We start from the raw sequence: 13,464 nt of genomic DNA, 5'->3' as shown, positions 1-13,464 counted from the left end.
GGTGTAGTGCTCCATCGAGAAGATTCGAGGATTTAAGATTATGGCGCGTCCCAGCGCGCGAGAGATGCTTTCGCAAACGGCAAGCTTGCTCATACCAATGGCAAGCAAACAGGATTTCGTCGTTCGGATCGTTTTCTTGCGGGCCTTCGGTCCGCCCCACGTGTGACATTCATTTCACATGTTCAGCCAGACCCAGACAGTATTGGAAGCATGCTGGGTTTGTCTCATCTGGTCGAGTCGACCTTGGGGATTCCCACTCGCATTACACGCGATGGATTAATTAACCGTGCAGAAAATCGGGCAATGGTGGAATTGCTTGATGTGGATATGGATCCGGTTGAGAAACTGGATTACCTTCCCGATGAAGCAGTGGTGATGGTGGATAGTCAGCCAAAAACTGGCCGACATTCCATTGATTGCAAAGTACGCTTATACGGCGTAATCGACCACCACAATACCCCTGGTGACCTGCAGGGTATTCCATTTATTGACTTACGCCCCAGCCTGGGTGCCACCTGCACGATTGTCACTCGTTATCTGCTGGAACAGCGGGTTTCCGTTCCGGAGAAAATTGCCACGGCACTTTACTACGGCATTGAAACCGAAGTGGGGGGCTATCCCCGGGAAGCGACACAGATTGACGATGGTGCGCTGCACTTTTTATTCCCATTGGCGAATAAAGATCTGCTGGCACAAATACGTAATGCCAAACTGTCCCATGGCCACTTTGAAGTGCTGCTGAATGCACTGCAATGTTCCACCATCTACGACCGCCTGATGATCAGTTGGATGAGCCACATTCACCAACCGGAACAAGTTGCCGAAGTAGTGGACTTCATGGTGCGTTTCGAAAAAGTAGACTGGGCACTCTGTGGAGGAATCTATCAGGGTAAACTGCTGCTTTCGTTACGCACTTCCATACATAATGTGCAGGCAGGCGACCTGCTGCGGAAAGTAGTGGGCGATCTGGGTAAAGCAGGTGGGCACGATCGCAGAGCAGGGGGATGTATCCCACTGCCAGCTGATAACCCAGGTGCTGCCTGTGCGATTCAGGAAGAACTACGCCGACGGATGATCAAAGAACTGAACATCCACGATCACTGTGGGGAACGCCTGGTTCCACTTCGTGAACTACTTCAGAAATTATGATCCGGAATAACCCACTAATAAATTCCGGCGTTGTCTACAAAGTCTTTCAATTTATTTTTCGTACGTTTCAACCGTAATTGCCGCAACCACTGGTGCACTGCCATCTGGCCCTTTTACCAGGCGGATCTCTTTAATGAGATCTTTCTTCTTCGGCTGCACCGTCAGATAACGCATTTGCTGGGAACGCAACGAGAATGCAAACTTTGATTCCGGCACATCTTCCCGTCGAATGTAATCGGCAAAGTGCACCGCATTCAACAATTCGTGCTTTTCAGTTTGACCATCAGCATAAACAATTTCCACAATCATGGTGGTAGATTTTGCACGGCTGTACGGATAGCCCCAGCCGCTGATCCCACTGAGCATGTGGATTGTTTTTGCACTGCTGTTCACCGGCAAAGTAACTGATTTCGGCATTTTCGGTGCGTTGTTGCCGTTTGGCCCGTAAAGCAGAATCATATTTTTCTTGCGATCTCCTTCCGGATCTACCAGCACAAATGGCACATTTTCAAACATCTTCGGTTTCCAATCGTTGAAAACCAAACGTTCGAGGGTGGATGATTCTGCAAAAAACATCCCCTTGGTGCTCACCACAGTGGCAACTTTATCCAGTGGCAATGGTAGGTAGCGTCCTTTCTGGGTCAGAAATTCCAGCAAGTGGTTGATTTCTTCAGGTTTCATCTGTTTTTCAAACCCTTCGGGCATCAACGATTTGTTTGAAGCCTTCACGACATCAATATCGTCTCGCTGAATCAAGTGGCGTTTTGCTTCAGCATCAATCACTTCCAGACTGTTTTTGGTTTCTGATGCCAGCATGCCAGAAAAGATTCTGCCATCGAGCAGACTGATTGTGTAGGTACGGAAATTACCTTCCACGCTTCTGCTGGGATCCAGCAGGTGGATCAGTAGCTCTTCTTTTGGGTGGGCTGCCATTCCAGTCAAATCTGGCCCAATGTTGTTCCCTTCTCCCTGATGACGATGACATGTAGCACAATGTTTTTTGAACAGTTCTTTTCCAATGGCAGTTTGCCCGGAATGTTCAATAATCTTTTTGTGGCTGTTAATCACTTGTTGTCGATCTGCATTGGGCAAGCCACCTTGTTTGCTCATGATTTCCCGGGCACGTGAGGCAACCTTCGCATCCGGATAGCTCAACAAATTCTGTTGTAATGCTAGGGGGATATCAATCATGGTGATGTTGCCCGCCTGCAATTCGTCCAATAGAGCAGTCGTCAGATCTGGCCTTGTCAGGATCATGGTGATCCCCACCGTTTTGCTGTTCGGCGACCACTGTGGCAGATTCTTCAACAATTCACCCGCAAGATTGGGTGCCTGGGATTGTTGCAACACACGCACCAGGCCACTCACCATATCGGGTGAACTGCGGAAGGTAATCCGTTTTAGAACGGCCGTAACCACCTGTGGATCTTTGCTGCGCATCTGTACCAGTTGGGTGGCAGCGTTTTCCGTGGCTTGCTCGTCTGCTTCTACATTATTTACTACTGCAAACAATTCTTTGGCAATTTCCATTGTGAACTTTTCAAACTCTGTACTGCCAAGCACTGTCGCCAGTTTGATCAATTCACTCTTCATGGTGACTGGTGCTTTCGTCATCAATTGTACCAGCCGTTTTTCTGCAGGTGCATTCAGTTTGATCGTGTTGTTGCGTCCTAACGAAGAGCTGATTCCGGAAATAATGACTGGAACATACCCCGTTCCATTTTCATCCAATTGAGAAATGACCTGATTCAAGTCATCACCAGGTTTGCGACGCGCAAAGTGGCCCGCGACCAGACGCACCAGTTCAGTGGTCTTTGCCGTTGGTTTGGCATTGCCTAATTGCTGTAGGAAAAATAGATCGTGCTTGGCACTTGCTGCAGTCAATGCATCAAGCAGATTGCGATCGTCCTGGTTTTCAACATCATGAATGGCAACGACCAATCGTTTGCCAAGACTGATATTCGAAGGCATTTCTGCCACAGTCTGAAACAGTGCCAGGCGGGTTTGCAGATTGCGGTCGTTCCAGAGTGCTGGCATATCTGCCAGTAATTCTGCCGCACCTTCAGTGCGTGGGATTGTCTGCAGCCAGGCACGTCGCACTCCGGCAGCACGGTTGGATAACTTTGCACGCCAATCTGCTGCATCCCACTTTACCATGGGTTCCTGCAGATAATTCAAGCACCAGATTGCATGCATTGCCGCAGGATTTAAACCAATTGCATCAACACTATCTTCTAATGACAACATGTTTAATGCAGCAACTACTTTTTCTTCAGTTGCCTTGCGTTCAATTAACATGCGTTGTGCGTGCAAGCGCCAGAACATATTGTCCGATTTCAAACCTGCTACCAACTGTTCATTACTGGGATTAGCAGGGAATGGGGCGTTGCCTAATTGCGTCTTTGCTGCCACCAATCGATAGATACGGCCATGCTTTTTATCTCGTAATTCAGTCTCGTAAGCATTGCCACGACCATTTTCAAATCCAGCTGGCGTGGGGTTGTGCTGCACAATAAAGTTGTACCAGTCAATTACCCACATGTTGCCATCGGGGCCAACTTCAGCAGCGATGGGCGAAATCCATTCATCCTGGCCAGCCACCAGATTCCACGAGTTGCGGGCGATAAAATCTGCTCCCTTGGGTTCCAGTATAAATGTGGCACAGAGGTGACCAGTGGGTTCTGCCACAAAGGCAGTGCGATTCCAGTAATAACTGGGATAGGCCCTTGCGGTATATAACGCATGGCCTGCCGCAGCAGTAAATCCACCGTGAAAATCAACTTGCCGCACTTTGGTAGTGATTGGTTTAAATGCGTTGCTGATAGCAATGTTGGGCAACACACTGGAAGACCAACCTTGTACCTGTTCATAGTATCGATTGGGCATACCTAGAAATACACTGGGCGTGCCATTCGCAGTGGAACCGAAGACCAGGCCTTCTTCGCTGATTCCTACACCCCAGGAATTATTGCTGGTATTCCGCAGGAATTCAAAGCGGCTGACACGTACTCGGTCTCGTTCTTTGGTTAACTGAAAACGATACAGCCCTTGTCGCATCGAAACTTGTTCACCAGCAATCCGACCATTGAAACCACTATAGCCAACGATGCCGTAATACCAGCCATCGAGACTATAACGAAGATTGCTTGGCCCAGCGTGGGTGTCTCTGGTGCCCCAGCCAGTGAACAAAACGTTGCGTTCATCAGCAACATCATCTCCGTTAGTATCGCGCAGAAACAGTGTATCTGGTGCCTGGTGTACAACAATGCCGTCGTAAGCAAATGTAAACGAAGTGGGAATGCTCAATTTATCGGCAAATACTTTGAATTGATCGGCTTTGCCATCATTATTCGTATCTTCGCAGATGATGATCTTGTCATTACCTTTGCCTGGTGCCTGCAAATCGTTGGGATAATCCACCGTAACTGCTAACCACAATCTGCCACGTGCGTCCCAGTTCATCGCAATTGGTTTGCCGCCCAGCCCAGGTTCCGATGCAAACAGCTTCAGGTCGAAATCTGCCGGATACTGGTAGTGCTTCATCGATTCTTCTGGCGAAACGGGCAACTGCATCTGACGTGGGGCACGTTGATCTCGGCCACGACCGGGGTAAAAAGGAATCTTCGCATTCTGGTATTCGAACTGATCTGCATTAGCGACCGGACCTGTCAATCTCGGTTGATCGATATATTTTGCATATGCGGGGATTTCGCGACCACATGCCCAAAGGATGCCACGTTCCACAAGATTCTGAAAACCACTGTGGGCCCAGGTGCGTTCATCATGGCCCCAGGCGGTGTAAAACACTTTTCCCTTGCCGTGCGTGCGAATCCAGGTCCAGGGTTCTTTCTGACCACCTTCCTCACGATATTCCAATACTGTGCGATCTTTGTCGTTGTGTTTGGAATGCACATAGGTTTCATCCCAGCTTTCAAAGCTTTGAAAGTTTTCCATGATGGGATGTTTCGTGGTGGCAGGTGTCACCCGGAAGATGCCGGTGCCATGCCGCGAAAATTGTGCCCCCACGAGGTCGATATATTTCTGCGACCGAATGAAACAGAACGAGCCACAGTGCAGCGGAATGAAGCCTTTGCCCGATGCCACATAATCCAGCAATGCTGTTTCTTGTTCTGCGGTGATATCGTTGATGTTGGCGTAAATCAGCAGTCCATCGTAGCGATTTAACGTCGTGCTGTTCAACGCGGTAACTTTATCGGTATAGGTGATGTCGATGCCACGTTTCGCAAGCACTGGTGCCAACTGTCGGTATCGCTCAGCTGGTCTGTGACCAGCATTATCGCCCAGAAACAGAATTTTTACATTGGTGTCTGCAGCGTGCAGCACCGTGGTACAAAAGCACAGAAAGGTGCTTAAAAGATAGGTTTTCATCCTCAGCCTCACATGGGAAAGTGCCACTATTTTAGGTATTTATTCATTGAAAACTCATTAGAAATTGCCAATTTTAATTATTCTGGCAACAAATCAAAATGCTGCAACAGATGATCCCGGAAATAAGTCATCGGCAGCGGGCTATCGCCAGCAGGCAAGTTATTTGCTATCAACAGTGGGCCATCCAGGGGGTTTTCAGCAATCAGGCCATGACTTCCTTTCACGATGGTCCCATCCAGAGGTACCACATCCAGCTTCATCCGAAAGCCCAGCATTTTCTGGATCAGTTTCCACGCCACCTTCAATTTGGGCAGGGTTATCCTGGGATCAAAGAACAGTTCGCATGGGTCGTAGCCTGGTTTATTGTGGATGGCAACGCACCGTGCATAATCGGGTGCTTCGCGATCATCCAGCCAGAAGGGATATGCAAACCAGGCGTTCGGCTGAGACAGCATAATGATTTCGCCAGCACGTTGGTGATTCAGATGATATTCTTTCTTCGTATTTCCGGAAATTAACTTGCCCACACCAGGAATGGCTTCGAGGCAGGCCCATACTAACGGAATATCTGCATGATCTGCCACATACACATGGGCAACCTGGTGGTCGCACACGGCAAATGCCTTGCTTTGATAGGTTTCCAGTTGTTCGCCGAATGGTCCCGATCGCACCTGAAGTAACCCCGCCTCGCGTAGATGCCGATTGGGATAGACCACGGTATTCACATCGCAGTGGCCATATTCGCTTACTACCCACACATCGGCACCTTCTGCCTGAGCTGCATCCAGCAGTGGGGCACAAATATCGTCCAACTGCTGCACTTGTTGCTGCATGTTGCACCCGCTGGGGCCAAAGCGTTGTGGATCGTAATCCAGATGCGGAACATAAACCAGTGTCAGATCAGGTTTCTCCGTGCGAACCACTTCGGCACTCGCCTGGGCAATCCAGGCACTACTTTTGGCACCGGCCATCGGCCCCCAGAAAGCAGCAAAAGGAAACTTTCCAAGTTTGGTTTCCAACGCACCTGCAAGATCAGGTGGGGTGCTGGAGATGCCAAATGCTTTGCTGCCATCAATACCATAGTGCGGTTTGGGTGTTACTGAAATATCCACTGCGGCACCCTGATTAAACCACCAGAACATTTTGGCAGTTTTGAACTTTCTCCCCCGCCTCGCAGCTTCGTTGCGTGCAGTTTGATAGACCGGTTCAGACTGCATTTGCCGATTGGATTGCTGCCAGAAGCGGATTTCGTTGGTTTCGCGAAATAGCCAGCCATTGCCCACAATTCCATGTTCGTTCACAGGTTTCCCAGTCAATAATGTGGCCTGTGCAGACATCGTTACTGCTGGCAATATATCCTGCATTGGTCGCATCGCTGTGCGATCGGCAATCTGCTTCAAGCGGGGAGCATATTGCAACAACCTTGGCGTTAGGCCCACGGCATTGATGACAATTAACATTCCAAAAACACCTCAATCGTCAACGGAACCCACGTTACGAGTGGTTTCCAAGTTTATCCACTATTAATATTTCCTTTTGCCCATATCGATTGAGAAGAAATTTGGCACAAAATGGCAAAATGGCGGAAAAAAGTTGGAAATGGCGGGTGATTGGGTTGCAAAATGAGAATACGTTAACGAATAGATCCGTTTGCCACAATTCATTTCACTTAAACTGAATGACGATACGGCGGATCGGATCGGCAAGTTTCATTCGGATCATGCCAGTTGGGTCACGCACATCAAGGTCGCGTTCGACGGTCAGATATTCCGGGATCACTGTTAATCGCGCATCGTAGTGGTAGCTCAGTATGATCACACCATGTTCATTCGGCACCAGATCTGTCAGCACAATTTTTCGGGCATCTGCGGAAACTACCTTGCCACTGCCAGCCAGGAAAAAATCGGGCTGCCGATTCAACACAAATAAGGTCCCATCACCAGATTCGTGAAATCCTGCAGCCGGGATGGCATTAGGATATTTGTTCAATCGTTCTATTGTGTATGCATTCCAGGCGACAACGCGGGTGATATTGTAACGCCGGAAGTAGGCATCCAGTTCTTCGTCTTTCCAGTCTGCAATGTCTGTGCCTGCCAGTTTGCCATCGACCAGACGCATCGGAAAAACTCTCTGACAACCGGAAGAATTCAGCCCGCCAATCATCTGTCGTTGTGTATATTCAGGGAGTAATACCGCCCAGGTGGTGTGGGAAGCGAGATCGGTTCGATCTTCCCACAGTATCCGGCCTTCATTGGTGCTGGCTTCACGGAGAGTCTTCACAATCTGTTCTCGCCCGGTATCCAGACCAATCTGAAACGGTTTCACTTCGGTAGGAGGCAGCACATGAAATCCATACCCCGCGATAAACAACACACCTGCTACTGTGAAGGTACCTACGGTGGTAATTCCTGCGGTAATATCCATGCCACCCAGCAGCCACGCCAGAAAATACCCACCCATTACAACGAATGATGCCTGCACGACGCTACGGGAAACATTGTTTGTCTGAGTGGCCAGTGCCGGGAAAAAAGCTGTCACAAAGTGCATCCCAACTAGCAGTAATAAGGATGTTAGAATAATCCAGGCAAATCCGGCGTGGCGACGGTGCATCACCACCCAGCCTGCACCGCCAAGCAGTGTAAAAATTCGTTCGAAGTTATTGCCTGGTATGTATTTGCGAAAGATGAGTAATTTTTCATCTGTTGTCGTCGTGCTATTCAGATCCATTAACGTGGTAACATTGTAAAGGCACCAATCGTGCAGCCAGACTGCATTCGCTGCGATCCCACAACCATAAACGGCCAGTAGAGCCACCTGCCAGTGCAATTTCCATGGATGAAACAACCAGATATGCAAAAATAGTTGTAGTGGGATCAGAAAAATCATTCCCAGTGGCATAGCAAACCAGCACACGATTGCACCAACGGAAGCTGCCAGCCAGACCAGAAACGTAGGATTCCGAGAAAAGTTAGCAATCGCGGCCAGGTAGAGTGGCAGAGCCATACAGAAAAGCAATATGTCTAAAGAGCCATGTTTCAGCAGATGCTGGTTCGTTGGTGCCCACCAGGCCACGATGCTAAGGCAACTACACAAGATAGCACCTGCCGGGTGAATTCCTGCAAGGCGGGCAGTCAATGCCGCCAGCAGCGGGGCCACCATGCACAGAAAAAAGATACCCCACTTGTAGGATGCAGGCACCGGGCCCAGAAGGTGCAGTAGTAGCTGTGCAGGCCGACTACTGCCTGAAAGTAATGGTGTTCTGGTATAGCCCGCCTGTAAAGTGGGGTCATAGTTTGAAATTGTTTGGCTTTCGTGCCAGGTGCGATAACCTTGAAAAGCGTGATAGCTGTTTTCTGGGTGCAAACCGTTAATAATGGGTCTGCTATCTGACAATTGGCTGAGTGTTATACTGTTGCCGAAAAGCTGTAGCGATAGCCATGCCTGTACTGCTAATGGAACCAGCAAAGCAATAAACCACATCGAGAGTGGTCGAGTTTCAGGTGTCGCACGTTCCGTGTGCATGCAATCCGTAAAAAGGTGGCCTCAGAATCCAATTTCAGAAGATAAACGAATCCTCCAAGTGTGAAAAGATCAGTTCTCATCAATTGTCCCGAATTGCCTATCTTTCCTAATCATGCCAAAAGTTACCAGTTTGCCGGTTTTTGCCTGCTTGACCGATTTCCCAGCGTAGAGCTATTTTGCCTGTGTCGATGAAAATGAGGAGAATTCACGAAGCAAAACGTGGGAGGATTCCACATGAATGATCGATATCAGTTGAGTTGTTGGCTGGCTATCACGTTAGTTGTACCATTATTGAGTGGGTGCCGGTCTACTTGGGAAAAAGGATATTGCAAGAATTGCCAGCCAATCGATGCCACGGTGGTGCAGGTTGAAAAATGCCCACAAAGCGGTTGCTATCATGTAAAATCCACATCGGAAGTGCCACCTTTGCACACGATGCCGACCACCACTATTGAAGCCAAACCTGCGACACCTGCTACTGTAGCACCAAAAGCAGAACCAGCTCCCAAGCCCGCCCCACTGCCGAAAATCGCTCCAGAAGTGGCAGTGCCCAAAGTAGATCCTATCCGTCCGGGAGTGGCATTCATTTCCAATATGCCTCAAGTGGGGATGATGTCTGCAAATTCTGAGAAAAAAATGAAGGATATGCCAGTGGTGCACCCGGTGCAGGCTCCAGAATTTGTGAAAACATCCACTGAAACAGCACCTTATTCGATGCCCACCACCCACCTGTATTCAAATGATTATTCAAGTATTACAGGAACAGCACTTTATTCCCACGTACGTAAAAATTGGCAACTTCGGTTCGCATCGGTGGATCAGATAGCAGATTTTGGTGGTAGCGTGACCCTGTTGTTGGGGCACCATGATTTTGATCGCAAGATGGACGGTAAAACGATTACGGTACGCGGGAAATTACTGCAATCAGACCCAGGAATCATTGCACCGAAGTACCACGTGGAAAAAGTGCTGAAAAATTAATTTTCTGTAATATTTGCCGTAAGTCCTTGTGCCATGCGTATTTCTTCGCCGTGGTTCACAGTCCAAGAGATTTTGTGGGTGACAGTTTCTATCAGCCCTGCGGCCGAAGGATGCCCGTTGCCACTTTTCTTTACCCCACCAAACGGCAGGTGGACCTCCGCACCAATGCAGGGGAGATTGACATAACCCATGCCGAAGTCACATTCTTCGCGAAAGAACCTCATTTTGCGATAATTTTCGGTAATGACCGCCATCGATAAGCCATAATCAGTGGCATTGTATATCTGGGCGGCGTGCTCATCGTTCCGAAATGGAATTACCGCCACGTGGGGGCCGAAAACTTCTTCCCGGATACAGCGAAGGCCCGGTTTGGCTTCTGTCTGATAAATAAATGGCTGCAAAAAACACCCTTTGTTCCCTGCGGGCTGGAATGTTGACCCATCCCGGTGCACGGTAACCCCCTCTTTTTTCGCTAGTTCGTTGTACTGAAGTACTTTTTCAACCGCACCGTGGTGGATGAGTGGCCCAGCGAAACAACGCTGATTCAAGGCGTCTCCAAATTGAACCCGATCGGCCATCTCACAGAAATCTTTGATAAATTTTTCGATACGTGATTCATGTACCAGAATTCTGCTGGCTGAAACGCACCGTTGTCCGGTGGTTTTAAAACTGCTGAGAATTGCCGCACGCACCGCCAGGTCAAGGCGGGCATCTTCACAGACAATGACTGCACTTTTACTGCCCATTTCTGCCGCCACAATCCGGTTGAAGTGTGAGGCGGATTCCAGTTGGATTTTCTGTCCAACTTCAAAACTACCAGTAAAGAGTACCACATTCGTGCGTGCATCCTCAACGAGCTGTTGCCCCACTGTGCCATCGCCATGCAGCAGTTGAATGGTACCTTGCGGGAAACCAGCTTGCTGAAACAATTCGACGATCAGTTGCCCAACCGCAGGGGAATCTTCCGAAGGTTTGAAAATGGCAACATTTCCTTCCAGCAATGAAGGCCCCAGCATCCACAACGGCACAGCGAATGGAAAGTTCCAGGGGGTAATTACTGCGGCAATTCCCCAGGGTTTACGACGTACGAAGGCATCTTTTTCTGGCAATTCTGATGCCAGCACATCTCCGTGCGACATGCGGGCGGTACCAAATACGTATTGCACCATATGCAGACCTTCAATCACTTCCGCCCGACATTCCAGAATGTTTTTTCCACATTCCCGTGCCATCAGGTGTGCAATTTCATCCAGTCGCAGTTCAATTTGTTTTGCAAGTTGCAGAAACAGTTCTGCTCGGTGGATGCGACTGGTGCGTCTCCAGATGGGAAACGTTTCCTGAGCAGATAACAGGGCAGTTTCGACTTCCGTGCTGTTTGCACACGGGAACAGGCCCACCGTTTCATCCCACTGACTGGGGTTGCGGCTTTCAAATAAGTTGGAACCAGCCTGCCAATGGCCTGCAATAAAGTGTTTTCCTTGAATAGCAGTTGACATGGTTTTACTCCTTCCAGCAGATCACGGTATACCGTTATTTTAACAATACAGGAAAGAGAAATGCGAACAGGCAGTTATTTACTGGCTGGTGTAATGGCGGATAGCTGGTCGACCAGGTGCGTGACACTGGGTTCCATCCACTGAGTCAACAGTGATGGCAGAATTCCCAATGCCACTGCCAGCACCACAAAAATGATCAGAATAGTAGCTTCTCTTGTGGAAACATCGGCATAACTTGCTGTTGTAGTCGAAGTTCCCAGGTATACTCGCTGCCACGTCCAAAGCAGGTAGGCAGCGGTCAGAATTGTTGCCAGAATTGCGATCACAGTCAGAATTGGCTGATAGTGCCAGCTTCCCAAAATCACAAAAACTTCACCGATAAAACCGCACAATCCAGGTAGTGCCATTGAGGCGAAAAACAACATCGCGCTGAAGCCAGTGAAAAAGGGCATCGATGTGTAAAGTCCGCCAAATTTACTAATTTCTCGGTGGTGGGCTCGTTCATAAGCAACCCCCACCACAAAGAACATGCCAGCCGATGTGATACCATGGGCAATCATCTGAAACATGGCACCGTTCATTGCCCACGACCAATAATTGGATTGCGAAGGTTCCGACCAGACAGCGATCCCAAAAATAACGTAACCCATGTGGCTGATGGAAGAATAAGCAAGTAATCTTTTGAAATCGGTCTGACCCATGGCCACCAGCGCACCATACACAATGGCAAATGCACCAATGCTTGCCACCACCAGGGAAAGCTGGTGGGCAGCCCAAGGGCAGATAGGATAAGCCAGCCGGATGATACCATACCCACCCAGCTTCAGAAGCACCCCAGCCAGCACCATACTGATCGGTGTGGGAGCTTCTACGTGGGCATCAGGCAGCCACGAATGTAGCGGGAAAATAGGTACCTTCACCGCAAAGCCGACAAACAGAAATGCAAACAGGATATATTGGTACGTTTTCTTGAAGAACGGCTGGTCGAGTGATGCAACGGCTCCTGCTTTCGAGTTACCTCGGCCAAACAATTCAATCGCATTCTCTTTGCCGGATTCTTTTACTTCCACCCGATCAATTTCACCATTGATCTGCAACATGGCAGCCTGACCCGCGCGTTGCAGGGTGGGAATATGAAAGGTGTGGTATTCCCCACTGAGTTGTCGGCCTTCCAACGGATTTTCCCGTTTTTGCTTGCTGATCTGGCTGTCGACCGCAGTACGGTCAACAAATGCCTTCATATCGGTAAAATACAGGCCGATTATCGCCAGAAGAATAAACAGGCTGCCCACTAGCGTATAGATAACGAATTTCATCGCCGCATACTTTTTTCGAGGCCCACCCCAGACACCAATCAGAAAATACATCGGGATCAGCATCATTTCGTAAAAGACATACAGCAGAAACAGATCCATTGCCAGAAATGTGCCCAAAACTCCGGTTTCCAGGATCAGCAGCAATGCGAGATAACTTCGCAGGTTCTGGGTTGTTTTCCAGCTCGCCAGCATCGCCAGAAAAATGATCACCGTAGTCAGAAGGATCAGCGACATTGAAATGCCATCGAGCCCCAATGAGTAGAAAATGTTGAAGCGACTGATCCATGGTACGCTGGCATACCAGTCGTTTGACAGGCGGGGCTCTGGCACTTCGGCATTCATACGACGTTGGGCTTCATCGGCACGGGCATCCAATTGGGTACTGGGGTGGGACAGACTGTTCAAACCACGGTCCGAATAGGTGTCCAGTAAGGCGTAATATTCCACAAGTAAGCAGAGTGAGATGGTCAGAGCAAGAGCGCTGCCCAGAAGTGCCCACCAGCGACATAGTTCCTGAAAACGTGCTGGTATCAGTAACGTCACCAGCCCGAAAATTGCAGGCAGGAAAATCAGCACCGACATCAACACCAGGTCGTATTCAATCATGTGAA

The 13,464-nt window shown here is 49.1% G+C and carries 7 protein-coding genes; 2 read left to right on the top strand and 5 right to left on the bottom strand.

The genetic code is table 11. The annotated features are described in order from the left end of the window. The first annotated feature begins 162 nt into the window (after window positions 1-162). The gene (locus tag R3B84_09915; GenBank protein ID MEZ6140875.1) at window positions 163-1,149 is read left to right on the top strand and encodes a DHH family phosphoesterase; all 987 of its coding nucleotides are present in this window, start codon (window positions 163-165) and stop codon (window positions 1,147-1,149) included. 51 nt (window positions 1,150-1,200) lie between these two features. Here R3B84_09915 and R3B84_09910 read toward each other — a convergent pair whose 3' ends face one another. The 3 genes from R3B84_09910 to R3B84_09900 form a co-directional block, all read right to left on the bottom strand. Then, window positions 1,201-5,538 carry a ThuA domain-containing protein gene (locus R3B84_09910; protein MEZ6140874.1) on the bottom strand — a complete coding sequence of 1,446 codons (4,338 nt, stop codon included), beginning with the start codon at window positions 5,536-5,538 and terminating at the stop codon, window positions 1,201-1,203. A 77-nt stretch (window positions 5,539-5,615) separates the two neighbouring features. Continuing rightward, window positions 5,616-6,998, bottom strand: a complete 1,383-nt coding sequence (locus tag R3B84_09905; GenBank protein MEZ6140873.1) for an alkaline phosphatase family protein — start codon at window positions 6,996-6,998, stop codon at window positions 5,616-5,618. Window positions 6,999-7,203: 205 nt separating this feature from the next. Further along, on the bottom strand, window positions 7,204-9,060 hold the full coding sequence (locus tag R3B84_09900; protein MEZ6140872.1) for a hypothetical protein: 1,857 nt from the start codon (window positions 9,058-9,060) through the stop codon (window positions 7,204-7,206). 234 nt (window positions 9,061-9,294) lie between these two features. Here R3B84_09900 and R3B84_09895 point away from each other — a divergent pair, with 234 nt between their 5' ends. Beyond that, entirely contained in the window at window positions 9,295-10,041 is a 747-nt protein-coding gene (locus R3B84_09895) for a hypothetical protein (GenBank protein ID MEZ6140871.1), read from the top strand. Here R3B84_09895 and R3B84_09890 read toward each other — a convergent pair. Beyond that, window positions 10,038-11,537 (bottom strand): aldehyde dehydrogenase family protein, encoded by a 1,500-nt coding sequence (locus tag R3B84_09890; GenBank protein MEZ6140870.1) that lies wholly within the window; start codon window positions 11,535-11,537, stop codon window positions 10,038-10,040. The two genes, R3B84_09895 and R3B84_09890, sit on opposite strands and share 4 nt — an antisense overlap. Window positions 11,538-11,611: 74 nt before the next feature. Further along, window positions 11,612-13,459, bottom strand: coding sequence for an NADH-quinone oxidoreductase subunit M (locus R3B84_09885; protein MEZ6140869.1), 1,848 nt, complete (start codon window positions 13,457-13,459; stop codon window positions 11,612-11,614). Between the last annotated feature and the right edge of the window lie 5 nt (window positions 13,460-13,464).

Source organism: Zavarzinella sp. (assembly GCA_041399155.1).
GTDB lineage: Bacteria > Planctomycetota > Planctomycetia > Gemmatales > Gemmataceae > JAWKTI01.
Note: the sequence above shows the minus strand (reverse complement) of the source record. Positions and strands in the feature narration are given on the sequence as shown.